At 67.8% G+C, this 24571-nt stretch carries 22 protein-coding genes and 1 pseudogene; 19 read left to right on the forward strand and 4 right to left on the reverse strand.

The features are described from left to right. Nucleotides 1-11 precede the first annotated feature (11 nt). Together AC5Y46_RS00790 and AC5Y46_RS00795 are read right to left on the reverse strand one after the other, a co-directional pair. Nucleotides 12-3341, reverse strand: coding sequence for a transglutaminase family protein (locus AC5Y46_RS00790; protein ID WP_499944461.1), 3330 nt, complete (start codon nt 3339-3341; stop codon nt 12-14). 121 nt (nt 3342-3462) lie between these two features. Beyond that, nucleotides 3463-4605, reverse strand: coding sequence for a DUF2189 domain-containing protein (locus AC5Y46_RS00795; protein ID WP_499944462.1), 1143 nt, complete (start codon nt 4603-4605; stop codon nt 3463-3465). Nucleotides 4606-4738: 133 nt separating this feature from the next. Between AC5Y46_RS00795 and AC5Y46_RS00800 the strand changes: the two genes are divergently transcribed. Together AC5Y46_RS00800 and AC5Y46_RS00805 are read left to right on the forward strand one after the other, a co-directional pair. Beyond that, the gene (locus tag AC5Y46_RS00800; RefSeq protein WP_499944463.1) at nt 4739-6088 is read left to right on the forward strand and encodes a replication-associated recombination protein A; all 1350 of its coding nucleotides are present in this window, start codon (nt 4739-4741) and stop codon (nt 6086-6088) included. Next, nucleotides 6085-6420, forward strand: coding sequence for a YciI family protein (locus tag AC5Y46_RS00805; protein ID WP_499944464.1), 336 nt, complete (start codon nt 6085-6087; stop codon nt 6418-6420). Before AC5Y46_RS00800 ends, AC5Y46_RS00805 begins: the two co-directional genes overlap by 4 nt. A gap of 77 nt (nt 6421-6497) precedes the next feature. Here AC5Y46_RS00805 and AC5Y46_RS00810 read toward each other — a convergent pair whose 3' ends face one another. Next, complete coding sequence (locus AC5Y46_RS00810) at nt 6498-7118, reverse strand: antibiotic biosynthesis monooxygenase (protein ID WP_499944465.1); 621 nt, start codon at nt 7116-7118, stop codon at nt 6498-6500. Between the two features lie 142 nt (nt 7119-7260). Between AC5Y46_RS00810 and AC5Y46_RS00815 the strand changes: the two genes are divergently transcribed. The 10 genes from AC5Y46_RS00815 (at nt 7261) to aroQ (ending at nt 16833) form a co-directional block, all read left to right on the forward strand. Further along, entirely contained in the window at nt 7261-7650 is a 390-nt protein-coding gene (locus AC5Y46_RS00815) for a secondary thiamine-phosphate synthase enzyme YjbQ (RefSeq protein WP_499944595.1), read from the forward strand. A 104-nt stretch (nt 7651-7754) separates the two neighbouring features. After that, nucleotides 7755-10451, forward strand: coding sequence for an alanine--tRNA ligase (gene alaS / locus AC5Y46_RS00820; RefSeq protein ID WP_499944466.1), 2697 nt, complete (start codon nt 7755-7757; stop codon nt 10449-10451). Continuing rightward, the gene (ruvX, locus tag AC5Y46_RS00825) at nt 10452-10949 is read left to right on the forward strand and encodes a Holliday junction resolvase RuvX (protein ID WP_499944467.1); all 498 of its coding nucleotides are present in this window, start codon (nt 10452-10454) and stop codon (nt 10947-10949) included. Next, nucleotides 10942-12195 (forward strand): endolytic transglycosylase MltG, encoded by a 1254-nt coding sequence (gene mltG / locus AC5Y46_RS00830; RefSeq protein ID WP_499944468.1) that lies wholly within the window; start codon nt 10942-10944, stop codon nt 12193-12195. The genes ruvX and mltG overlap by 8 nt, the downstream gene beginning before the upstream one ends. Beyond that, nucleotides 12179-12979: a shikimate dehydrogenase gene (locus AC5Y46_RS00835; RefSeq protein WP_499944469.1), complete on the forward strand. Its 801-nt coding sequence runs from the start codon at nt 12179-12181 to the stop codon at nt 12977-12979. Before mltG ends, AC5Y46_RS00835 begins: the two co-directional genes overlap by 17 nt. A gap of 125 nt (nt 12980-13104) precedes the next feature. Beyond that, nucleotides 13105-13524 (forward strand): prepilin peptidase, encoded by a 420-nt coding sequence (locus AC5Y46_RS00840; protein ID WP_499944470.1) that lies wholly within the window; start codon nt 13105-13107, stop codon nt 13522-13524. A 56-nt stretch (nt 13525-13580) separates the two neighbouring features. Then, complete coding sequence (gene aroC / locus AC5Y46_RS00845; RefSeq protein ID WP_499944471.1) at nt 13581-14789, forward strand: chorismate synthase; 1209 nt, start codon at nt 13581-13583, stop codon at nt 14787-14789. 6 nt (nt 14790-14795) lie between these two features. Next, the gene (locus tag AC5Y46_RS00850) at nt 14796-15320 is read left to right on the forward strand and encodes a shikimate kinase (RefSeq protein WP_499944472.1); all 525 of its coding nucleotides are present in this window, start codon (nt 14796-14798) and stop codon (nt 15318-15320) included. Continuing rightward, nucleotides 15317-16405 (forward strand): 3-dehydroquinate synthase, encoded by a 1089-nt coding sequence (gene aroB / locus AC5Y46_RS00855; RefSeq protein WP_499944473.1) that lies wholly within the window; start codon nt 15317-15319, stop codon nt 16403-16405. Before AC5Y46_RS00850 ends, aroB begins: the two co-directional genes overlap by 4 nt. Beyond that, nucleotides 16402-16833 (forward strand): type II 3-dehydroquinate dehydratase, encoded by a 432-nt coding sequence (aroQ, locus tag AC5Y46_RS00860; protein WP_499944474.1) that lies wholly within the window; start codon nt 16402-16404, stop codon nt 16831-16833. Before aroB ends, aroQ begins: the two co-directional genes overlap by 4 nt. Before the next feature lie 154 nt (nt 16834-16987). On the opposite strand, the gene AC5Y46_RS00865 is transcribed toward aroQ, so the two are convergent. Continuing rightward, a complete protein-coding gene (locus AC5Y46_RS00865) occupies nt 16988-17758 on the reverse strand; it encodes a B-4DMT family transporter (RefSeq protein WP_499944475.1) in 771 nt (256 codons plus the stop codon). A gap of 33 nt (nt 17759-17791) precedes the next feature. Between AC5Y46_RS00865 and AC5Y46_RS00870 the strand changes: the two genes are divergently transcribed. From AC5Y46_RS00870 to AC5Y46_RS00900, 7 genes and pseudogenes are all read left to right on the forward strand, one after another. After that, on the forward strand, nt 17792-18910 hold the full coding sequence (locus AC5Y46_RS00870) for a M24 family metallopeptidase (protein WP_499944476.1): 1119 nt from the start codon (nt 17792-17794) through the stop codon (nt 18908-18910). 14 nt (nt 18911-18924) lie between these two features. After that, nucleotides 18925-19488 carry an elongation factor P gene (efp, locus tag AC5Y46_RS00875; RefSeq protein WP_499944477.1) on the forward strand — a complete coding sequence of 188 codons (564 nt, stop codon included), beginning with the start codon at nt 18925-18927 and terminating at the stop codon, nt 19486-19488. 2 nt (nt 19489-19490) lie between these two features. After that, a complete protein-coding gene (gene nusB, locus AC5Y46_RS00880; RefSeq protein WP_499944478.1) occupies nt 19491-19985 on the forward strand; it encodes a transcription antitermination factor NusB in 495 nt (164 codons plus the stop codon). Continuing rightward, nucleotides 19982-20398: an antitermination protein NusB gene (locus tag AC5Y46_RS00885; protein WP_499944479.1), complete on the forward strand. Its 417-nt coding sequence runs from the start codon at nt 19982-19984 to the stop codon at nt 20396-20398. Before nusB ends, AC5Y46_RS00885 begins: the two co-directional genes overlap by 4 nt. Nucleotides 20399-20572: 174 nt before the next feature. Beyond that, nucleotides 20573-23329 (forward strand): annotated as a pseudogene (locus AC5Y46_RS00890) (aminotransferase class I/II-fold pyridoxal phosphate-dependent enzyme); the annotation flags it as partial. A gap of 265 nt (nt 23330-23594) precedes the next feature. Next, a complete protein-coding gene (locus AC5Y46_RS00895) occupies nt 23595-24329 on the forward strand; it encodes a GntR family transcriptional regulator (protein WP_499944480.1) in 735 nt (244 codons plus the stop codon). Further along, entirely contained in the window at nt 24329-24559 is a 231-nt protein-coding gene (locus AC5Y46_RS00900; protein WP_499944481.1) for a 4Fe-4S dicluster domain-containing protein, read from the forward strand. Before AC5Y46_RS00895 ends, AC5Y46_RS00900 begins: the two co-directional genes overlap by 1 nt. Nucleotides 24560-24571 lie beyond the last annotated feature (12 nt).

A 24571-nucleotide genomic window follows, 5' to 3' on the forward strand; every position in this document is an offset into this window, starting at 1 on the left:
GCCGACTGTCACTACTGCTGCACGGTACGCACGCGTCGCAGATCGAGGATTCCCGGCGCGCCGACATCGGTGAACAAACGCGCCTGTTTCTCCCGGAGGCCCGCGAGGTCGAGCTTGCCGGGGGTGAAACCGGTCGCCTCGAATCTGCGGGCCCGGCGCGACTCGGCTTCCACGGCGTTGATCGGCGGTTCGTCGTAGGCCCGACCGCCGGGGTGTGCGACGTGGTAGGTGCAGCCGCCGCGCGAGGTTCCGGTGGTCAGGTCGATCAACTCGAACTGCAGCGGGACGTCGGTGGAGATGGTGGGGTGCAGAGCGCTGGGCGGCTGCCACGCCTTGAACCGCACCCCGCCGACGTGGATGTCGGGATTGTCGGTGGCCAGCAACGGGACGGGGTAGCCGTTGCAGGTCACCGCATAGCGATGGCGATCGGCGCCGATGACGCGGACCTGAACGCGCTCGACCGAGGAGTCCACGTAGCGGGCGGTGCCAGTGGCGGTCGACTCCTCACCGAGGGTGTTCCACGGTTCGATGGCCCCGCGCAGCTCGACCTCCACGCCGTCGAACACCGCGGTGCCGATGCGCGGGAAGCGGAACTCGGTGAACGGGTCCAGCCAGCTGGTCTCGAACGGGACGCCCTGGGCGCGCAGGTCGGCGGCCACGTCAGCGATGTCGTGAATGAGGAAGTGCGGCAACAGGTATCGGCCGTGCAAATTGGCGCCGTGGCGGATCAGGGGAGCACGCAGCGGCTGTTCCCAGAACCACACCACCAGCGAGCGCACCAGCAGCGACTGCACCATCGCCATCCGCAGGTGCGGCGGCATCTCGAAGCCGCGCAGCTCGAGCAGACCGAGCCGGCCGCGGGGACCCTCCGGGCTGTACAGCTTGTCGATACAGAACTCGGCGCGATGGGTGTTGCCGGTGATGTCGGTCAGCAGATGCCGCAGCGCCCGGTCGGTCACCCATGGTTTCGCCCCGCCGCCCGCCGAGAGCCGCGCGATCTCGGCGAACGCAATCTCCAACTCGTACAGCGATTCCGCCCGGCCCTCGTCGACGCGCGGCGCCTGGGAGGTGGTGCCGACGAACCGGCCGGCGAACACATAAGACAGCGACGGGTGCCGCTGCCAGTAGGTCAGCAACGACACCAGCAGGTCCGGGCGGCGCAGCAGCGGTGAGTCGGTGGGCGTGACACCCCCGAGAGTGATGTGGTTGCCTCCGCCGGTGCCGCCGTGGGTGCCGTCGATGTCGAACGACTCGGTGGACAGCCGGGCCTGCCGCGCTTCTTCGTACAGCGTTTCCAGCTGCTGTCGCTGCTCGTCGAAACTGGCCGTCGGCGCGACGTTCACCTCGATCACACCGGGGTCCGGGGTGACCGTCGTCGAGATCAGCCGCGGGTCGGTCGGCGGGCTGTAACCCTCGATCACAACCGGGCAGTCGGCCTTGGCGACTGCGGTCTCCACCCGGCTGAGCAGGTCGACGAAGTCCTCCAATGCCGCGATGGGCGGCAGGAAGATGTACAACAACCCGTCGCGTACCTCGGCGACGAGCGCGGTCGTCGGCGCGCCCTCCGGGTCGGTCACCACCGCGCGATCCGCGCTCTGCGGTTCCGGCGTCAGCGTCTTGCCGACGGTCCCGGGGTCGACCTCGAACGTCGTGGGTGGCGGGCGCCAGCTGATCGAATCCAGCGGCAGCCGCAGCCCGGCCGGCGAATCGCCCGCGGTGAGCACCAGACGGCCGCGGCGCAGTCGCCAGTCCGCGCTGGCCCAACCGGAGCCGTCCTCGCGGCGGTGCAACGGAAGCACGTAAGCCGCTGGCGTCGTGACGGATTCGTCCAGGCCCAGCACCAGCGCACCAGGGCTCGACTCGTCGCCGTGACCCGGGACCAGGTCGTCGGTCGGCGCCACCGGATCCCCGTCCGGCAACCGCACCTCCGACGCCAGTCGCGCCAGCGGGTCCTCATAGGCGGGGCGGACCTGGGTGCCCGGCAGGCCCAGACCCTCGGCGATCGTCGACAACACCTCGCCCCCGGTCCCCTCATCGACCGGTCCTGGCCGTTCGTCCGCCCACGGGTCGGCCAGCAGCCTCTCGTCGGTCCACAGCGCGCGACCGTCGGCGCGCCAGTACAGCCCGATCTGCCAGCGCGGCAACGGCTCGCCGGGGTACCACTTGCCCTGGCTGCGCTGGACCAGCCCCTGCGGCGCCCACTGCGCCTTGAGCCGCGCGGCCAGTTCCGAAGCCAGGCGCCGCTTGTGGGGCCCGTCGGCGGCGGTACGCCACTCCTCGTCGACCTGGTTGTCCACCGACACGAACGTCGGCTCACCGCCGACCGTCAGCCGCACATCGCCGGCGGCCAGCCGCTGGTCGACCTGGCGGCCCACCGCGCAGATCGAGGCCCAGGCGTCGTCGGTGTAGGGCAGCGTCACGCGCGGGTCTTCGTGGACCCGGGTGACGGTGTTGGAGTACTCCAGGATCGAAGTACACGGATCGGTGCTGCCGGTGATCGGCGCCGCCGACGACGGATGCGGCGTCGCTGCCAGCGGGATGTGGCCTTCGCCGGCGAACAGACCGGACGTCGGGTCCAGTCCGATCCAGCCCGCGCCCGGGATGTACACCTCGGTCCACGCATGCAGGTCGGTGAAGTCGGCGGCCGGTCCCGACGGGCCGTCCAAGGCTTCGACGTCGGACGCCAACTGCACCAGATAACCCGACACGAACCGGGCGGCCAACCCGAGTTGCCGCAGGATCGACACCAGCAGCCACGCCGAGTCCCGACAGGAACCGACGCCGCTGCGCAGCGTGAAATCCGGTGTCTGAACGCCGGGTTCCATCCGCAGGCTGTAGCTGACGTCGGCGTTGATCGCGTGGTTGAGCGCGACCAGGAAGTCGATGGTGCGGGTGCCATCGGGCACCGCGAAGTTCCGGACCCAGGCCCGGGCCAGGTCGCCGGGACCCGACCCGTCGCCGTCTTCGTCGACCGGCCGCATGAACGGTTCCAGATCGTGGGCCAGCGCCTTGGGGTACAAAGATCTGCCCGCGTCCCACGTCTCGGCCCAGTCCTCGATGAAGAAGTCGAACGGGTTGATCACCTTGAGGTCGGCGATCAATCCGACGGTGATGCTGAGGCGTTGGGTCGGTTTGGGGAAGACCAGCCGCGCCAGGAAGTTTCCCAGCGCGTCCTGCTGCCAGTTGATGAAGTGCTCACCGGGGTCCACCCGCAGCGAATAGGCCTCGATCGGCGTGCGCGAATGAGGCGCCGGACGCAACCGCACGACGTGCGGATACACCTGGACCAGCTTGTCAAAGGTGTAACTGGTGCGGTGCTCCAGTGCAACTTTGATGCTCATAGGTGCTGATCCCATCACACAAGACAGCCGCCCGCAGCGCGCACCGTTTCCGGATTGTGCTGCGGGCGGCAGTCATTCGTTCATTCGGCCGCTGCGGTGTGAACGGCCCGTATCGACGCCTTTACGAGTATTGCTGACCCGGATACTGCTGTCCGGGGTATTGCCCGGGCGGCGGACCCGGCGGCAGGCCGCCCTGCTCCAGCGGAGCCACCTGGCCGCCGGTCAGCTTGCGGTAGGCGTAGACCTGGATCAGCATCGCGACCGGGACGGCGACGATCAGACCGATGCCGCAGGCGAATTCACCGACCAGCATCACTGCAACCTGTACGAGCCAGGTCAGTAACGCGGGTCCGACGTTGGCTCGTGTCGTCGCGATGCTGGCTTTGATGGCCTCAACCGGCGGTAGGGATCTGTCTATCGCGAATGGGACCGCGAACATCGTGAGGAACGCGAAAATGAGGCCGGGTATGTAACACAAGAGGCTGCCGATGGCATTGCCGAGCGCCACCAGCAGCATGGTGAGAACGACCGGGCCGAAATTGCGGGGCTTCAGGAACGATCCGATCGTGACCGGCCGTCCGTCCGCGACATCAAGGCTGCCGGAAGTCAGAGACGCCTGCATGTAGAAGGTGACCGCGGCGAGCAGGATCAGCAGGACCACTAAGAAAATCAACGACCCCGCGCCGGTACTCGCGTCACTGGCGCGCCATATGCGCGTCCCGGTCTCCGGGTCGTAGGTGGTTTCACCGCCACTCAACATCGTTGCCAGGAACGACGCGTAGAGGATGCCGAAGACAACGCCGATGCCGATGACGAATATGGCGGCGGGCACGGCCATCGCGGCGGCGTTCTTGGTGAACTTGCCCCACGCCCAGCTGAAGGCGTCTCCGACGCTGTACGGGCCGGCCGGACCGCCGCCCAGACCGGCCGGGGGAGCGCCGTAACCGCCGGGCGGCGAGGAAGGCGGTGGTGGGCTGTAACCGGGGGCTTGGTAGCCACCGGGCTCACCGGACGGGGGGCTTTGAGGCTTGGAGAAGTCCGGCCCGGACGGGGGCGGGCTGAAGCTTGGCGGTGGCCCGCCGTATCCGCCACCGGGCGCCCCGTATCCGCCACCGGGCGCCCCGTATCCGCCGCCGGGTGGCCCATATCCGCCTCCGCCTGGGGGTGGCGGCGGGGGCGCGCCGTGGCGAGGCGGCGGGTAGCCCGGAGGATTGCCGCCTTGAGGGTCGGACGGATTGCCTGGATAGGGTGGCGGCTGGCTCATTGCTGTCCTCGTTGCCTCGTAGTTCGATCTTGTTCGTTCGGGGCCTGGCTCTGTCCATCGGGCGTAGCAAACGGGAACTTAGCAAATATGAGACCGGATCGCGCGCATTGGTGGCCTGTCCGGGCTGCGTGGTATGCCTGATTTTGTGTCCGACGGTCTGTTCGACCTGCCCGGCGCACCCGAATCGACCGGCCTGAGCGCCACCGGCGCCTCCTCGCCGCTCGCGGTGCGGATGCGTCCGGCGTCGTTGCAAGAAGTGGTCGGCCAGCAACACCTCCTGGCGGCGGGTTCGCCGTTGCGTCGCCTGGTCGAGGGCTCCGGTATGGCCTCGGCGATCCTCTACGGTCCGCCGGGAAGCGGAAAGACCACGCTGGCGGCACTGATCTCGCAGGCCACCGGCCGCCGCTTCGAAGCTCTGTCGGCGTTGTCGGCCGGTGTCAAAGAAGTGCGGGCGGTGATCGAGAAGGCGCGACTGAGTGCACTTTCCGGCGAACAGACGGTGCTGTTCATCGACGAGGTGCACCGGTTCTCCAAAACGCAACAGGACGCGTTGCTGGCCGCGGTGGAGAACCGGGTGGTGCTGCTGGTGGCGGCGACCACCGAAAACCCGTCGTTCTCCGTCGTCGCGCCGCTGCTGTCGCGATCGTTGATCCTGCAACTGCGGCCGTTGACCGCCGACGACATCCGCACGGTGGTGCAGCGGGCGATCGAGGACCCCCGCGGACTGGGCGGCAAGGTGACGGTCGCGCCCGAGGCCGTCGAGCTGCTGGTGCAGCTGGCCGCCGGCGATGCGCGCCGGGCGCTGACCGCTCTGGAGGTGGCTGCCGAGGCTTCGGATCACGTGTCCGTCGAAACCGTCGAACAGTCCCTGGATCGGGCCGCGGTGCGCTACGACCGCGACGGCGATCAGCACTACGACGTCGTCAGCGCGTTCATCAAGTCGGTACGTGGCTCGGACGTGGACGCCGCGCTGCACTACCTGGCCCGCATGCTGGTCGCGGGGGAGGACCCGCGGTTCATCGCCCGCCGGCTGATGATCCTGGCCAGCGAGGACGTCGGGATGGCGGACTCGACGGGCCTGCTGGTGGCGGTCGCGGCGGCGCAGACGGTCGCGCTGATCGGTATGCCCGAGGCGCAGTTGACGTTGGCGCACGCCACCGTGCATCTGGCGACGGCGCCGAAGTCCAACGCGGTGACGACGGCACTGGGGGCGGCGATGGGCGATATCAAGGCGGGCAAGGCGGGCCTGGTGCCGGCTCACCTGCGCGACGGCCACTACTCCGGTGCGGCCGCGCTGGGCAACGCGCAGGGCTACAAGTACTCCCACGACGACCCGGACGGCGTTGTGGCGCAACAATATCCGCCGGACGAGTTGGCGGGGGTGGACTACTATCGGCCCACCGGTCGGGGTGCTGAGCGGGAGATCGCCGGACGGTTGGATCGGTTGCGGGCCATCATTCGGGGGAGGCGGGGACGGGCGTGAAGACCTTCAGCGACGAGGAGATGGCACCGCTGCTGGCAACGGCCAAGGCCTACAGCGTCGTCATCTTGAAACGCGGACCCGGGTACGGAACCGAGGAAGCGTCCGGGCTCATCTGGGAGCACGGCCGCCGGAACTTCGGGCTGCGCGACGAGGGCGTGCTGGCGGTGGTGTTGCCGACCACCGATGAGTCCGACGTCTGCGGAGTCGGGGTCTTCGCCGCGACGGTCGAGGACACCGACGCGATCATGGCCGGCGACCCGGGGGTGGCCGCCGGGGTGTTCACCTACGAGGTGCACCCGTGCCTGGGATTTCCCGGGGACGCGCTGCCGTAGGTGTGTGTTTGACGCCGAGCAGACGGAAAAGCACCCTTTTCCCGCGACAATGAGGGGCTTTTGCGTCTTCTCGCGGCCTAGACCAGCTCAGGCACCCGCAGCCGCGCGATCGCCAGCTCGAACTCGCCGACGTCGTCCTGATCGACGCTCAGGTCGCGCAGTATCGCCGTGCGCAGCGAGCGGGCCGCGTCGCTGCTCCTTTCCATCGCCTCGCGGCTGTCATAGGTCACCGACGCCACCGCCCGCGCAGAGGCGCGGTCGATCATCACGCTGGCGCTGCAGAAGCCGTCGAACTCCTCGATGGCCGGCAACACGGCCAGCTTGTAGAAATCGACGGCGTGCTCGAACTGCTCGGGCCGGGCTTTGAGCCAGGTGGCGCGCACGCAGGCACCCAGACCCGAGCGGCGGGCGCGGTGCAGCACCGAGATCTGCCACTGATCCACCACCGCGCTGCCCCCGAGAATCTTGACGGCTCGACTGCGCACCGGCCACACCCGCTCGGCGCTGGCCCGCAACGCCTCCTCCGATTCCCACGCGGTGGTCGCCACACATCTGGCCGTCTCCCGGTCCACCAACAACGACATGCCCAGGCAGCCGTCCACCGCCTGAACAGTGGGCAGGACGACTTCGCGCATGTGCGCGATGCCCATGGTGAGCAACGAAGGTTGCGCCTGGATAGTGGTCGAGCGAGCGTACACAGCCGGCCCCTCCCTCTTGTCAGGGCGGCGCCCGGCGCGCCACCGGTCCCTCATTCACCTTCCTCCTCCGCAACAGCCCTGGCAATGCTGGATTGGCAGCCGCCCAAGCCTCGCCCGTAGGCTTGGTCGGATGGATACCGATGTGCTGGAGGTCGACACCACGCGTCGCCGCATCGTCGATCTGACCGACGAAGTGCGCTCGTTCTGCGGCAATCACGCCGACGGTCTGTGCAACGTCTTCGTCCCGCACGCCACCGCCGGGGTGGCGATCATCGAGACCGGCGCCGGCTCCGATCACGACCTGGTGGACACCCTGGAGCGGCTGCTGCCGCGCGACGAGCGCTACCGGCACTCGCACGGCTCCCCGGGCCACGGCGCCGACCATGTGCTGCCGGCGATCGTCTCGCCGTCGGTCACCGTGCCGGTCAGCGGCGGCGAACCGCTGCTGGGCACCTGGCAGAGCGTCGTCCTGGTCGACCTCAACCGCGACAACCCCAAGCGGTCGGTCCGGTTGAGCTTCGTCGAGGGGTAAGTGGCAGGCTGAGCGGGCCTGCAAATACGTGTTCGGCGGCCAACCTCGGCGAATAGGCTGGTGTTGACGTCAAGCAACCGTGCCGATTTAAGGAAGAAGCGACAGTGCAGACACACGAGATCAGGAAGCGTTTCCTTGATCATTTCGTGAAGGCGGGACACACCGAGGTGCCCAGCGCCTCGGTGATCCTTGACGACCCCAACCTGTTGTTCGTCAACGCGGGCATGGTGCAGTTCGTGCCGTTCTTCCTGGGCCAGCGCACGCCGCCATACACCACGGCCACCAGCATCCAGAAGTGCATCCGCACTCCGGACATCGACGAGGTCGGCATCACCACCCGGCACAACACGTTCTTCCAGATGGCCGGCAACTTCAGCTTCGGTGACTACTTCAAGCGCGAGGCCATCGCGCTGGCCTGGGACCTGCTGACCACCAACGTCGTCGAGGGTGGCTATGGCCTGGACCCGGAAAAGCTCTGGGCCACAGTCTATCTGGACGACGACGAGGCCGCCGGGTTGTGGCAGGAGATCGCGCACCTGCCGCCCGAGCGGATCCAGCGCCGTGGCATGGCCGACAACTACTGGTCGATGGGCATCCCCGGCCCGTGCGGCCCGTCCTCGGAGATCTACTACGACCGAGGACCGGAGTTCGGTGTCGGTGGTGGCCCGATCGCCAACGAGGACCGTTACCTCGAGGTCTGGAACCTCGTCTTCATGCAGAACGAGCGCGGCGAGGGCACCTCCAAGGAGGACTACGAGATCCTCGGGCCGTTGCCGCGCAAGAACATCGACACCGGCATGGGTGTGGAACGTATCGCGCTGGTGCTGCAGAACGTGGCAAACGTCTACGAGACCGATCTGCTGCGCCCGGTCATCGATCTGGTGGCCGCCCGCGCGCCGCGACCCTATGACGTCGGAAATCACGCTGATGACGTGCGCTACCGCATCATCGCCGACCACAGCCGCACCGCAGCCATTCTGATCGGCGACGGCGTCAGCCCCGGCAACGACGGACGCGGTTACGTGCTGAGGCGCCTACTGCGACGGGTGATCCGCTCGGCCAAGCTGCTCGGTATCGAGGACCCGATCGTCGGAGACCTGATGGCCACCGTGCGCGACGCGATGGGCCCGTCCTACCCCGAGTTGGTCAGCGACTTCGACCGGATCAACCGCATCGCGGTCGCCGAGGAGACCGCGTTCAACCGCACGCTGGCGTCGGGGTCCCGACTGTTCGACGACGTGGCCAGCGCCACCAAATCCGCTGGCACCGGCCTGGTTTCGGGCTCGGATGCGTTCACGCTGCACGACACCTACGGCTTCCCGATCGAGCTCACGTTGGAGATGGCGGCGGAATCCGGGTTGAGCGTCGATGAGGCGGGTTTCCGCGAGTTGATGGCCGAGCAACGTCAGCGCGCGAAGGCCGACGCGGCCGCCCGCAAGCACGCGCACGCCGACCTGAGCGCCTACCGCGAACTGGTCGACGCCGGTCCCACCGAGTTCACCGGATTCGACGAATTGACCTCGCAGGCAAGGATTTTGGGCATCTTCGTGGATGGCCAGCGGGTCCCGGTGGTGTCGCACACCGACAGCGCCGAGGCGGACCGCGTCGAACTGATTCTGGATCGCACCCCGCTCTACGCCGAATCGGGCGGACAGATCGCCGATGCGGGAACGATCAGCGGCACCGGATCGGGCGGCAGCGCCAAAGCCGCCGTCACCGACGTGCAAAAGATCGCCAAAACCGTTCACGTGCACCGGATCAACGTGGAATCGGGCGAGTTCGTCGAGGGCGACACCGTCGTCGCGGCCGTCGATCCCGGCTGGCGCAAGGGCGCCACCCAGGGCCACTCCGGCACCCACATGGTGCATGCCGCGCTGCGACAAGTGTTGGGTCCCAATGCCGTTCAGGCCGGATCGCTGAACCGCCCGGGCTACCTGCGCTTCGACTTCAACTGGCAGGGCCCGCTCACCGAGGACCAGCGCAATCAGATCGAAGAGGTCACCAACGAGGCCGTCCAGGCCGATTTCGAAGTGCACACCTTCCTCGAGCAGCTGGACAAGGCCAAGGCGATGGGCGCGATGGCGCTGTTCGGCGAGGCATATCCCGAGCAGGTGCGGGTGGTGGAGATCGGTGGTCCGTTCTCGCTGGAGTTGTGCGGCGGCACCCACGTGCACAACTCGGCGCAGATCGGGCCGGTGACGATTTTGGGTGAGTCGTCCATCGGCTCGGGCGTGCGACGGGTGGAGGCCTACGTCGGTCTGGAATCGTTCCGGCACCTGGCCAAGGAACGCGCGTTGATGGCCGGGCTGGCATCGTCGCTGAAAGTTCCCTCCGAGGAGGTGCCGGCCCGGGTGGCCAACCTGGTCGAGCGGCTCAAGGCTGCGGAGAAGGAACTGGAACGGGCCCGGCTGGCCACTGCGCGAGCGGCTGCGGCAAATGCCGCCGCGGGAGCCGAGCGGGTGGGTAACGTCCGTCTGGTGGCGCAGCGTATGTCCAGTGGAACGACGGCGGCTGATCTGCGCTCGCTGGTCGGCGACATCCGAGGCAAGCTGGGCAGCGACCCGGCGGTGGTGGTGCTGATCGTCGAGGGCGAGGGCGCCACAGTGCCGTATGCGGTGGCGGCCAACCCGGCTGCGCAGGAACTCGGTTTGAGTGCCAACGAGCTGGTCAAGGAGCTGGCGGTGGCGGTCGAGGGCGGTGGCGGCGGCAAGGCCGACCTGGCGCAGGGCTCGGGGAAGAACCCGGCCGGTATCGATGCCGCCCTGGATGCGGTGCGCGCACAGATAGCGCGGGTCGGTTGAGTGATCGCGCCGCAGCGCCAGCCGGATCGGCCGGGCGAATCAGATCCCGGGAGGGGTCGGCGCATCGGTGTCGACGTGGGCACCGTGCGGATCGGGGTGGCGGTCAGCGACCCGGACGGCATCCTGGCCACTCCGGTGGAAACCGTACGTCGCGACCGTTCCGGTAAGCATCTGCGCCGGCTGGCCGGGTTGGTCGCCGAGATGGAGGCCGTGGAGGTGATCGTCGGCCTGCCGCGGACGCTGGCTGACCGGATCGGGCAATCCGCGCAGGACGCCATCGAGGTCGCCGACGCGCTCGCGCAGCGGGTGGCCCCGGTCCCGGTCCGCGTCGCCGACGAGCGGCTGACCACGGTCAGCGCGCAGCGGTCGCTGCGCGAGGCGGGTGTCCGCGCCAGGCAGCAACGCGCGGTGATCGACCAGGCTGCCGCGGTGGCGATCCTGCAGGGCTGGCTCGACCAGCGCCGATCCCTGCCCGCCGAACAGGCCACCGATGTCTGACCTCGAAGAGGGCCAGGCCGCGAGCCGGGCCAAACCCGTCGCCGTCGGGCCCAACCGACACCGCAAGAGCCGCGCCGAACGCAAACGGGCGCAGCGCAGCCGCCGCCGGCGTCGCTTCGCCGGCGGTTTCGCCATCAGCCTGCTGGTGGTGGTCGTGGTGGCGGCCGTGTTGCTCGGCTCGAAACTCTGGCATGCGGTGACCTCCAACGACGACGACTTCACCGGCAACGGCAAGCGCGACGTCGTCATCCAGATCCAGGCCGGCGACTCCACCACGGCGGTCGGGGAAACGCTGCACAAGCGCGGCGTGGTACGCACGGTGCGCGCGTTCGTTGACGCCGCCCACGGCAACGCAGCTATCACGTCCATTCAGCCCGGTTACTACCGGATGCGCACCGAGATCCCGGCGGCCAACGCGGTGGCGCGGCTTACGGATCCGGGCAGCAGGGTGGGCAGGCTGGTCATCCCGGAGGGCCGTCAACTCGACGACACCACCGACATGAAGACCAACAAGACCACCCCCGGCATCCTGACGCTGATCTCACGGGCCACCTGCGTCGACTTGGACGGCAACCAACGTTGTTTGGCGGTGGCCGATCTGCGCACCGCGGCCAGCAAGAGCACCCCCGCCGCGCTGCTGGTGCCGGACTGGGCGCTGGAACGGGTGCAGGAACAGGGCGACGACCATCGCCGGCTCGAGGGTCTGATCGCGCCGGGCACCTTCAACATCGATCCGGCTGCTTCCGCGGAGACAACGCTGTCCAACCTGATCAGCGCCGGCGCCGTGTCCTACCTGACGTCCGGGTTGGTCGACACCGCCAAGTCGTTGAACCTGTCGCCTTACGAGATTCTCGTCGTCGCGTCGCTGGTGCAGCAGGAAGCCAACGCGCAGGACTTCGCGAAGGTGGCGCAGGTCATCTACAACCGGCTGCACGAGCACCGCAAGCTGGAGTTCGACTCGACGGTGAACTATCCGCTGGACCGCCGCGAGGTGGCCACCACCGACGCCGACCGCGCGCAGCGCACCCCCTGGAACACCTACATGGTCGACGGGTTGCCGCGCACCGCGATCTGTTCGCCGGGGGTGGAGGCGCTGAGCGCCGCCGAGCGTCCGGCGCCGGGTGACTGGTTGTACTTCGTCACCATCGACGCCCAGGGCACCACCCTGTTCACCCGGGACTATCAGCAGCATCTGGCGAACATCGAACTGGCCAAACGCAACGGTGTCCTTGATTCCGCACGCTAGAAAAGCCGGGGTGCTGGGCTCGCCGATCGCCCATTCCCGCTCTCCGCAACTGCACCTGGCCGCCTACCGCGCGCTGGGCCTGACCGACTGGACCTACGACCGCATCGAATGCGACGCCGACGCGCTGCCCGGGTTCGTCGCCGGCTTGGGACCGGAATGGGTCGGCGTGTCGGTGACCATGCCGGGCAAGTTCGCCGCGCTGCGGTTCGCCGACGAACGCACGCCGCGGGCCGAGCAGGTCGGGTCGGCTAACACGCTGGTGCGCACGCCGCGCGGCTGGCTGGCCGACAACACCGACGTCGACGGGGTGTCGGGCGCCCTGGGACCGGTCTCGGGGCGGGCGCTGGTCGTCGGATCGGGCGGCACCGCGCCGGCCGCCGTGGTGGGGTTGGCGCAGCTCGGCGTCGTGGAAATCACGGTGGTGGCCCGCAATCCGGAGAAGGCGGCGCGGCTGGTGGACCTGGGTGCCCGGGTCGGGGTGGCGGTCCGGTTCTGCGGCCTGGACGATGACGGGCTGGCCGACGAGGTCGCGGCCGCCGCGGCCGCGGTCAGCACCATTCCGGCCGAGGTGGCAGCCCGCTACGCCCCGGCTTTTGCGGCGGTACCGGTCCTGCTGGACGCGATCTACCACCCGTGGCCCACGCCGCTCGCCGCGGCGGTGCAGGCGGCGGGCGGCCGGGTGATCAGCGGTTTGCAGATGCTGCTGCACCAGGCCTTCGCGCAGGTGGAACAGTTCACCGGACTGCCCGCCCCGCGTGAGGCGATGGCCCGCGCGTTGGATTAGTTCTCCTGCCGCCGAGCGCGCTCAAATGTACGGCAGACCCGGCAATTTTCGGCATTTTGGGGACGCTCGCGGGGCTTGCCCGCGGCTGACTTGCGCATCGCCCCGAGTGAATTAGCCTGCCGCGCATGCGGATTGCGCTGACCGGCCTGACACTGGCGTGGATGGCGGTCCTGAGCTGCTACGACGTCCGGCAGCGGCGGCTGCCCAACCTGCTGACTTTGCCGGGCGCCGCGGCGATCCTGATCGGCGCCGCGCTCGCCGGCCACGGCGTCGGGGCGCTGGCCGGCGCGGTGACGCTGACGGGGACGTATCTGCTGCTGCATCTGCTGTCGCCGACGGCGATGGGCGCCGGTGACGTCAAGCTGGCGCTCGGCCTGGGCGGCCTGGCCGGTTGCTTCGGCGCACAAGTGTGGTTCCTGGCGGCGATCACCGCGCCGCTGCTGACGGCGCTGGCCGCCGTGCTGATCGGCGCGCGGGCCGTTCCGCACGGTCCGTCGATGGTGCTGGCGACGGCCGGCGCGACGGCCCTGGCCGCGCTGAACTGACCCGACGTCGTCCGGTCTCGAGTCGGCCACGCCTGCGCGCGTGGGAAGATATCCAGGTGTTGCGCTGGATCACCGCTGGGGAGTCCCATGGCCGCGCGTTGGTGGCCCTGGTCGAAGGCATGGTCGCCGGCGTGGAAGTCACCTCGACCGAAATCGCCGACGAGCTGGCCCGCCGCCGGCTGGGCTATGGCCGGGGTGCGCGGATGAAGTTCGAGCGCGACGCGGTGACCCTGTTGTCCGGGGTTCGGCACGGCACCACACTGGGCGGTCCCATCGCGATCGAGATCGGCAACACCGAATGGCCGAAGTGGGAGACCGTGATGGCCGCGGACCCCGTCGACCCCGCCGAACTGGAGAACAGCGCGCGCAACGAACCGTTGACCCGGCCGCGGCCCGGCCACGCCGACTACGCGGGCATGCTCAAATACGGCTTCGACGACGCCCGCCCGGTGCTGGAGCGCGCCAGCGCCCGCGAGACCGCCGCGCGGGTCGCGGCCGGCACCGTCGCGCGCGCGTTCCTGCGGCAGGCGCTGGGTGTGGAGGTGATCTCCCACGTCATCTCGATCGGCGCGTCGGCGCCCTACGACGGACCGCCGCCGCGGGCCGAGGACCTGCCCGCCATCGACGCCAGCCCGGTCCGCGCGTACGACGAGCAGGCGGAGCAATCGATGATCTCCGAGATCGAGGCCGCCAAGAAGGACGGCGACACCCTCGGCGGTGTCGTCGAGGTGGTGGCGCTGGGTCTGCCGGTCGGGCTGGGCTCGTTCACCAGCGGTGACAACCGCCTCGATAGCCAGCTGGCCGCCGCGGTGATGGGCATCCAGGCCATCAAGGGAGTCGAGATCGGCGACGGCTTCGAAACCGCACGCCGCCGCGGCAGCCGCGCGCACGACGAGATGTATCCCGGCCCGGACGGCGTGGTGCGCTCCACCAACCGCGCCGGCGGGCTGGAAGGCGGGATGACCAACGGCCAGCCGCTGCGGGTGCGTGCCGCGATGAAGCCGATCTCCACCGTGCCGCGGGCGCTGGCCACCGTCGACCTGGCCACCGGTGACGAGGCCGTGGCCATCCACCAGCGCTCCGACGTGTGCGCGGTGCCGGCCGCCGGCGTCGTCGTCGAGACCATGGTCGCGCTGGTGCTCGCGCGCGCGGCCCTGGAGAAGTTCGGCGGCGACTCGCTGGTCGAGACCCGCCGCAACATCGCGGCCTACCAGCGCTCGGTCGCCGACCGGGAGGCGCCGGCGGCCCGGGCCTCCGGAAGCTAGCCGCACATGGCACCCAAAGCGGTACTCGTGGGCTTACCGGGTTCCGGCAAGTCGACCATCGGACGTCGGCTCGCCAAGACGCTCGGGGTGAGCATGCTCGACACCGACGCGGCCATCGAGGCGCGAACTGGACGCTCGATCGCCGACATCTTCGCTACCGACGGCGAAGCGGAGTTCCGCCGCATCGAGGAAGATGTGGTGCGCTCGGCGCTCACCGAACACGACGGCGTGCTGTCACTCGGCGGTGGTGCGGTGACCAGCCCCGGGGTGCGCGCAGCGCTGGTCGGGCACACGGTGGTCTACCTGGAGATCAGCGCGGCCGAAGGGGTGCGGCGCACCGGGGGCAACACGGTACGACCGCTGCTCGCCGGACCCGACCGTGCCGAGAAGTTCCGGGAGTTGATGTCCAAGCGCATTCCGCTGTACCGAAAGGTCGCGACCATCCGGGTGGACACCAACCGGCGCAATCCGGGCGCCGTGGTCCGCTACATCGTGTCGCGCCTCAAGACTCAGGTAGAGGCTTCCCAATGACAGACAAACCCACACCGGTGACCGTGCAGGTGGCCGTCGACCCGCCGTACCCCGTGGTGATCGGCACCGGGCTGCTCGACGAACTCGAGCAGCTGCTGGCCGGCCGGCACAAGGTCGCCATCCTGCATCAGCCGGTGCTGGCGCAAACCGCGGAGAACATCCGAACCCTGTTGGCCGACAAGGGAGTTGATGCGCACCGCATCGAAATCCCGGACGCCGAAGCAGGCAAAGACCTGCCCGTCGTCGGCTTCATCTGGGAAGTGTTGGGACGCATCGGGATCGGTCGCAAGGATGCGTTGGTCAGTCTCGGCGGCGGGGCGGCCACCGACGTCGCGGGTTTCGCGGCGGCCACCTGGTTGCGCGGCGTGTCGATCGTGCATGTGCCCACCACGCTGCTGGGCATGGTCGACGCCGCCGTCGGCGGCAAGACCGGCATCAACACCGACGCCGGCAAGAACCTGGTCGGCGCGTTCCATCAGCCGCTGGCCGTGCTGGTGGACCTCTCGACGCTGAAGACGTTGCCGCGCAACGAGATCGTCGCCGGGATGGCCGAAGTGGTGAAGGCCGGCTTCATCGCCGACCCGGTGATCCTGGACCTGATCGAAGCCGACCCCCAGGCGGCGCTGGACCCCGATGGTGACGTGCTGCCGGAGTTGGTGCGGCGCGCCATCGCCGTCAAGGCCGAAGTGGTGGCCGCCGACGAGAAGGAATCCGAGCTGCGCGAAATCCTCAATTACGGGCACACTTTGGGCCACGCGATCGAACGCCGGGAGCGCTACCAGTGGCGGCACGGCGCCGCGGTGTCGGTGGGACTGGTGTTCGCGGCCGAGCTGGCCAGACTGACCGGTCGCCTCGACGACGAGACCGCGCAGCGCCACCGCGCGATATTGGAATCGCTGGGCCTGCCGGTCAGTTACGAGGCCGACGCGCTGCCACAGCTGATCGAATACATGGCCGGAGACAAGAAGACCCGGGCCGGGGTACTGCGTTTCGTGGTCCTGGACGGGCTGGCCAAACCGGGCCGCCTGGTGGGCCCGGATCCGGGTCTGTTGGTGACGGCCTACGCGGGAGTGTGCGCCCCATGACGGTACAGGTGATCAACGGACCGAACCTGGGCCGGCTCGGACAGCGCGAGCCCGCCGTCTACGGCAGCACCACACACGACGAACTGGTCGCCTTGATCGAGCGCGAAGCCGCCGAACTCGGCCTCGAAGTCGTTGTGCGACAAAGCGACAGCGAAGCCGAGCTACTGGACTGGATTCACCGGGCCGCCGACACGTCAGAGCCGGTGATTCTCAACGCGGGCGGTCTGACCCACACCTCGGTGGCGTTGCGGGACGCGTGCGCCGAACTGCGCGCACCGCTGATCGAAGTGCACATCTCCAATGTGCATGCGCGCGAAGAGTTTCGGCGGCACTCCTACTTGAGTCCGGTCGCGTCCGGGGTGATCGTCGGCCTGGGGATCCAGGGTTACCTGCTGGCCCTGCGTTACCTGGCGGGGTTGCGCGACTAGGGTTTCGGCAGCCGCCTGACTTCGGTTGTGAAGCCTCGGCGTTGAGTGTGAAGGGACGGCTTTCGGTGTGAAGCCTGGCCGGAAAAATCGGCAGGATCCCGCCCAGGATTCACACGCAAAGCCAAGGATTCACGCGCAAAGCCCCCGACACGCCCTAGTCCTTGCGCAGGTCCGGCTTGCGCTCGGCCTGGGTGCGGTCCGCGTCGGTGCGGATCACCTCGGTCTTGGCGTCACTGTCGTGGGTGCGGATCACCTCGGTTTTCGCGTCACTGTCGTGAGTGCGGATGACTTCGGTCTTGGCTTCGCTGTCGTCGGTCGGAATGACCTCGGTGCGTCCGTCTTCCCGCTCTTTCGTGGCCACCGCGGTGCGTTCCTGCGCGCGGCCACCGCCGGTCGGGATCTCCCCGGTGGGGCTGTCGTCGTCGCGGACGGCGGAGAACACGTCGGTGTTCTCGTCGCGATCGCGCGAGCCGTCACGCGAACCGTCGTGCTTCTCCGGCGGGGGAGCGTTGCGGTCGATACGCCACCGGCCGACCGCCACCCCGAGGATTCCGAACACGAAGACCAGCAGCGCGGTGAACGCAGCGAAGGTAGTTAGCTCGTTGAGCAGTCCGCCGGTGTAGATACCTTCGTAGAACAGGTGGATGAGCCAGGCGACCAGGCCGCTGACCAGTCCGGAGACCAAGCCGGCGAGCAACCAAACCATCGCCAGGTCATCGCGCCGGTCCGGGTCCGGGTTGGATTTGGCGTCGGCGCGACCGTCGAAGAGGCCCCACACTGTGGCCGCGATGATGAAGAGCGTCAACAGCACGATGCTGATCAGCGCGGACTGCGTCTGCCAGGCGTTGATCAGCGCTCCTTGGATCAGACGCAGCACGACCATCCCGGCGGCGAAGACCAGACCACGCACCATCCACTTGTTCATGGGCAAACAGCGTAGCGAGTACCGTCAAGACCCGTGACACATTCCCAGCGTCGACACAACCTCAAAGCCAAAATCGGTGCCGCCGGACTAGATGCGATGCTGGTCACGGACCTGATAAACGTCCGATATCTATCCGGTTTCAGCGGATCCAACGGCGCGTTGCTGGTGTTTGCTGACGATCGGGAAGCCGTGCTGGCCACCGACGGTCGTTACCGCACCCAGGCCGCCGCGCAATCGCCGGATCTCGAAGTGGCGATCGAGCGGGCCGTCGGACGTTATCTGGCCGGGCGGGCCGGCCAGGACGGGGTAGGCAAACTCGGCTACGAGAGCCACGTGGTCACGGTCGACGGGATGGATGCGCTGAACGGGGGGCTGGAAGGGCATGACACCCAGTTGGTGCGTGCATCGGGCACCGTCGAGGCGCTGCGTGAGGTCAAGGACGCCGGGGAGCTGGCCCTACTGCGCTTGGCCTGCGAGGCGGCGGACGCCGCGCTGACCGACCTGGTAGAGCGCGGTGGCCTGCGACCGGGCCGCACCGAACGCGAGGTGACCCGCGAATTGGAGAGCCTGATGCTCGACCACGGCGCCGATACGATCTCGTTCGAGACCATCGTGGCGGCCGGACCCAACTCGGCGATTCCGCATCATCGACCGACCGATGCGGTGCTGGCCTCGGGCGACTTCGTCAAGATCGACTTCGGCGCACTGGTCGCCGGATACCACTCCGACATGACCCGCACCTTCGTGCTGGACAACGCCGCGCAGTGGCAGCTGGAGATCTACGAATTGGTCGCCGAGGCGCAACGGGCCGGGCGGGAGGCCCTGCATCCGGGCGCGGACTTGCGTGACGTCGACGGCGCGGCGCGCCAGATCATCGCCGACGCCGGTTACGGCGATCACTTCGGCCACGGCCTGGGACATGGGGTCGGCCTGCAGATACACGAAGCGCCGGGCATCGGCGCGACGTCCGCCGGTACACTACTTGCGGGTTCCGTCGTCACCGTGGAGCCCGGTGTCTATCTACCCGGCCGCGGCGGTGTCCGCATCGAGGACACTCTGGCGGTGCCCAGCGACCACCAGTCCTCCTCGCACAAAGCTGGGCAGACCCCGGAATTGTTGACCCGGTTCCCCAAGGAACTGGCCATTTTGTAGGAGATTCACCCACCGTGGCGAGCACTGCTGACTTCAAGAACGGACTTGTCCTGGTCATCGACGGCCAGCTGTGGACCATTACCGAGTTCCAGCACGTAAAGCCCGGCAAGGGGCCGGCCTTCGTGCGCACCAAGCTCAAGAACGTGCTGTCGGGCAAGGTCGTCGACAAGACCTACAACGCCGGGGTCAAGGTCGACACCGCCACCGTCGACCGGCGCGACACCACCTACCTGTACCGCGACGGCTCGGACTTCGTGTTCATGGACAGCGAGGACTACGAACAGCACCCGCTGCCCGAGTCGCTGGTGGGTGACGCGGCCCGGTTCCTGCTGGAGGGTCTGCCCGTGCAGGTGGCGTTCCACAACGGCTCACCGCTGTACATCGAGCTGCCGGTGTCCGTCGAACTCGTGGTCTCCCACACCGAGCCCGGTCTGCAGGGCGACCGGTCCAGCGCGGGCACCAAGCCGGCCACGGTGGAAACCGGCGCGGAGATCCAGGTGCCGCTGTTCATCAACACCGGCGACAAACTCAAGGTCGACACCCGCGACGGCAGCTACCTGGGCCGGGTAAACGCCTGAACATGCCCGACCGGAAACCGTCGCGACCCGTTCGAGGACGGCACCAGGCGCGAAAGCGCGCCGTGGACCTGCTGTTCGAGGCCGAGGCGCGCGGCTTGAGCCCGGCCGAGTTGGTCGACGGCCGCACCGCGCTGGCCGCATCCAATCCCGACGTGGCCGCGCCGGCGCCCTACACCGCCACGGTGGCACGCGGTGTCGCCGAGCACGCCGCCCACATCGACGAGCTGATCACCTCCCACTTGCAGGCCTGGACGCTGGATCGGTTGCCGGCGGTGGATCGGGCGATCCTGCGGGTCGCGGTGTGGGAGTTGCTCTATGCCGACGACGTTCCCGAGCCGGTGGCGGTCGACGAGGCCGTCGAGCTGGCCAAGGAACTGTCCACCGACGATTCGCCGGGTTTCGTAAACGGGGTACTCGGTCAGGTGATGCTGGTGACACCGCAGATCCGGGCGGCCGCCCGGGCCGTCCGGGGCGTGGCGCAGGGGAACGCGCCATGACCCGGCTCGAGTTGCGCGTCGTCCTGTCAGTGATCGCAGCGGTGGCGGTGGTGGTCGGCGCCGTGGTGAGCGCCGCGTTCGGTTGGACGATCGTGGCCTCGGTGCTGGCGATCCTGGCGCTGGGTGTGGGGGCGTGGGTCTATCACACGGTCGAGCGCCTGATCCTGGCCCAACGCATCAGCACGGTACGCACCGCGGCCAAGCCGCTGCAGCCGCTGCTGCCGGTGATGGCCGCCATCATGGGCCTGACCCAGGGTGTGGTGCGCTCGCTCAGCGATGTCACCGACCTGCCTGGTAAGCGCTGGGAGATGCCGCAGCTGCCGCTGCTGAAGTGGATGGAGAACCCGCTGGGCAGTCGCGGCGGTAAGCAGATCGTGGACGCCGACGACGCGTCCGACGACGAGTCGGCCTGAGTCCGAAAACCTCGCGCGAAATCATCGCGATTTTTCCACCGGCGGGACACAATGGCGGCTGGTACCAACGGAAAGCTGCTCAGGACTTGACTGCACTAGTGACGATGCGACGCACGGCCGCTGCGTCCATGCTGCTCATGCCGTCGGCCGCGCACGCCGACAGAAGGTGATGACATGACTCGACCGAGTGCCCGCAAGCGACGGCTTCGCGTCTCAGCGCTGGCGGCGGTGGCAAATCCGTCCTACACGCGCGTCGATACCTGGAACTTGCTCGACGACGCCTGCCGTCATCTCGCCGAGGTGGACCTGGCCGGGATGGACAAGGCGCACGACCTGGCCAAGGTCAAGCGGTTGATGGACCGCATCGCCGCCTACGAGCGGTACTGGCTGTATCCCGGGGCGGCCAACCTGGCGACCTTCCGCTCCCACCTGGACATCCTGTCCACGGTGCGCCTCACCGAGGAAGTGTCGCTGGCCGTGCGTCTGCTGTCCGAATATGGGGACCGCACAGCGCTTTTCGACATCACGGCACCGCTGGCCGAGCAGGAGTTGGTGGCCCAGGCCAAGCAGCAGCAGTTCTACACCGTGCTGCTCGCCGACGATTCTCCGGCGACGGCTCCGGAGAGCCTGGTGGAATGCCTTCGCGCACTGCGCAATCCGTACGACGACATCCAGTTCGAGATCCTGGTGGCGCCCAGCGTCGAGGACGCGATCACCGCGGTGGCACTCAACGGCGAGATCCAGGCCGCGATCATCCGCCACGATCTGCCGCTGCGGTCCCGGGACCGGGTGCCGTTGATGAACACGCTGCTCGGGCTCAACGACACGGAGAACGAGGCATCGGTATCCGACAGCGCCCACGACTGGATCGAATGCGGCGAATGGATCCGCGAACTGCGGCCCCACATCGACCTGTACCTGCTCACCGACGAGTCGATTGCCGCGGGCAACGACGACGAGCCCGACATCTACGACCGCACGTTCTACCGGCTCAACGACGTGACCGATCTGCACAGCACGGTCATCGCGGGTCTGCGAAAGCGGTTCTCCACACCGTTTTTCGACGCCTTGCGGGCCTACGCCGCCGCGCCGGTCGGCCAATTCCACGCCCTTCCCGTCGCGCGCGGCGCCAGCATCTTCAACTCGAAGACGCTGCAAGACATGGGCGAGTTCTACGGCCGCAATATCTTCATGGCCGAAACATCCACCACCTCAGGCGGATTGGACTCGTTGCTGGATCCGCACGGCAACATCAAGAAGGCGATGGACAAGGCCGCGGTCACCTGGAACGCCGACCACACCTACTTCGTCACCAACGGGACATCCACGGCGAACAAGATCGTCGTGCAGTCGTTGACCCGCCCGGGTGACATCGTGCTCATCGACCGTAACTGCCACAAGTCGCACCATTACGGCTTGGTGCTGGCCGGCGCCTACCCGCGGTATCTGGAGTCCTACGCGCTTCCGCAGTTCGCCATCTACGGGGCGGTGCCGCTCAGCACGATCAAGAAGGCACTGCTGGATCTCGAGGAGGCCGGGCAGCTGCACAAGGTGCGAATGTTGTTGCTCACCAACTGCATCTTCGACGGCGTCGTATACAACCCCCGCAGGGTGATGGAAGAGGTGCTGGCGATCAAGCCGGACATCGTCTTCCTGTGGGACGAGGCCTGGTACGCCTTCGCCACCGCCGTGCCGTGGGCCCGGCAGCGCACCGCGATGGTGGCCGCAGAGCGTCTCGAGCAGATGCTGTCATCGCCGGAATACCGCGAGGAGTACCGCGCTTGGCGGGCCTCGATCCAGGACTTGCCGCGTTCGGAATGGGTTGAGCGCCAACTGTTGCCGGATCCCGATCAGGCCCGGGTGCGCGTCTATGCCACACACTCCACGCACAAGTCGTTGTCGGCGTTCCGGCAGGCGTCGATGATCCACATCCGCGACCAGGACTTCAACGCACTTGCGCGCGACGCTTTCGGTGAGGCGTTTCTGACTCACACCTCGACATCGCCGAACCAGCAACTTCTCGCATCGCTGGACTTGGCCCGCCGCCAGGTCGACATCGAGGGTTTCGACATGGTGCGCCAGGTCTACGACATGGCGTTGGTGTTCCGCCACCGGGTCCGCAAGGACCGGCTGATCAGCAAGTGGTTCCGCATTCTCGACGAATCCGACCTGGTGCCCGAGGAGTACCGGGCCTCCCATGTCAGCTCGTACCGCGAAGTCCGGCAGGGCGCCCTGGACGAGTGGAACGAGGCCTGGCGGTCGGATCAGTTCGTGCTGGATCCGACCCGGGTCACGTTGTTCCTCGGCAACACCGGCATGAACGGGTACGACTTCCGCGAGAAGATCCTGATGGACCGGTTCGGCATCCAGATCAACAAGACGTCGATCAACAGCGTGCTGCTGATCTTCACCATCGGCGTCACCTGGTCGAGCGTGCATCACCTGCTCGATGTACTTCGCCGGGTCGCCATCGACTTCGACCGGATTCAGAAGGCAGCCAGCGCTGCCGACCGGGCATTGCATAGGCAGCGTGTCGAGGAGATCACCGAGGATCTGCCGCACCTGCCCGACTTCAGCGAATTCGACGTCGCCTTCCGCCCGGACGAGAACAGCGTGTACGGCGACACCCGGTCGGCGTTCTACGCCGGCTACGAGGAGTCCGACCGCGAGTATGTGCTGCTCGGCACGGCCGGCCGGCGGCTGGCCGAGGGAAAGACGTTGGTGTCCACCACATTTGTGGTGCCCTACCCCCCCGGCTTCCCGGTGCTGGTGCCAGGACAGGTGGTCTCCAGGGAGATCGTCTACTTCATGGCGCAACTCGACGTCAAGGAAATCCACGGCTACAACCACGAACTCGGGTTGTCGGTATTCACCCAAGAGGCGCTGAAGCGGATGGAAGCCAAGCGCTGCGCGGTCAGCACAGCCAGCGCCAACGGCAACGGGTCCGAGCCGACGGGTTCGGAACAGACATTGGTGGCCAACGAACACACGGTTCCGGTGAACTGAGGACCGACAGCGTCATTTGTTTCAGGACGATCAGAATTGCGGCCGCGACATCGGGGTGGCGCAATGGCGATTTGCGTCGAAAACATGCCTGGTCGCGACGCGAACGGCGCTGGCGCAATAGCTGCAACCGGGGTAACCGACCCTGATGCGTGCCCGGCGAAGGCCCGCTGACCTGCATTAGCGTGACGGCGTGAGCGAGACAGCGCCGAATCAGGAAACCCGGGCCGACCGGGCGCGCCGGACCGCCGACGTGCTGCGCCAGCAGATTCACCTCGGTGCCTATGCCGCTGGTCTGCCGACGGAGAACGATCTGGCCGCCGAATTCTCGGTCTCGCGCAATACCATCCGCGAGGCGCTCGGTGTGCTGAAGAACGAGGGTCTGATCGACCGCGGGCCCAAGATCGGAACCCATGTCGCGCAACGCAAATACGAGCACGGTTTGGAGGCGTTGCTGGGTCTGAAGGAGACCTTTAAGAACCAGGGCGAAGTCCGCAACGAAGTGCGGACCGCAACCCTGATGACCGCACCGCCCTCGGTGGCTCGCCGGTTGCGGTTGAACGTCGGTGCCGACGTCGTGTTCATCGAGCGGTTGCGTTACCTGGGCGACCTGCCGCTGAGCCTGGACCTCACCTATCTCACCCCCGGCATCGGCGCCGCCATCCTGGGCCAACCGCTGGAAGAGAACGATCTTTTTGCGCTCATCGAGCAGGTGAGCGGGCAACGATTGGGCTCGGCATCGCTGGCGCTGGAAGCCATTCCGGCGGACGCGCATTCGGCGGCGACCCTACAAGTGCCCGACGGCGCGCCACTGCTGATGCTCGAGCGACTCACCAGCCTCGACGACGGGACGCCGGTGGACCTGGAATACATCAGGATGCGGGGCGACCGAATCACCATGCGCGGCAACCTGACAAGGAGTGAGTAGTGACCCTGGTCCACAACAACCGCGCCGATGTGCCGGTCACGGTCGACGAGTCACTCTGCATCGACGGCTGCACGCTGTGCGTGGAAGTGTGTCCGCTCGATGCGCTGGCGATCAATCCGGAAACCGGCAAGGCGTACATGCACGTCGATGAGTGCTGGTACTGCGGCCCGTGCGCGGCGCGCTGCCCAACCGGCGCCGTGACGGTGAACATGCCGTACCTGCTCCGCTGAAACCCGACAGCT

This window comes from Mycobacterium sp. NGS59, assembly GCF_059812345.1.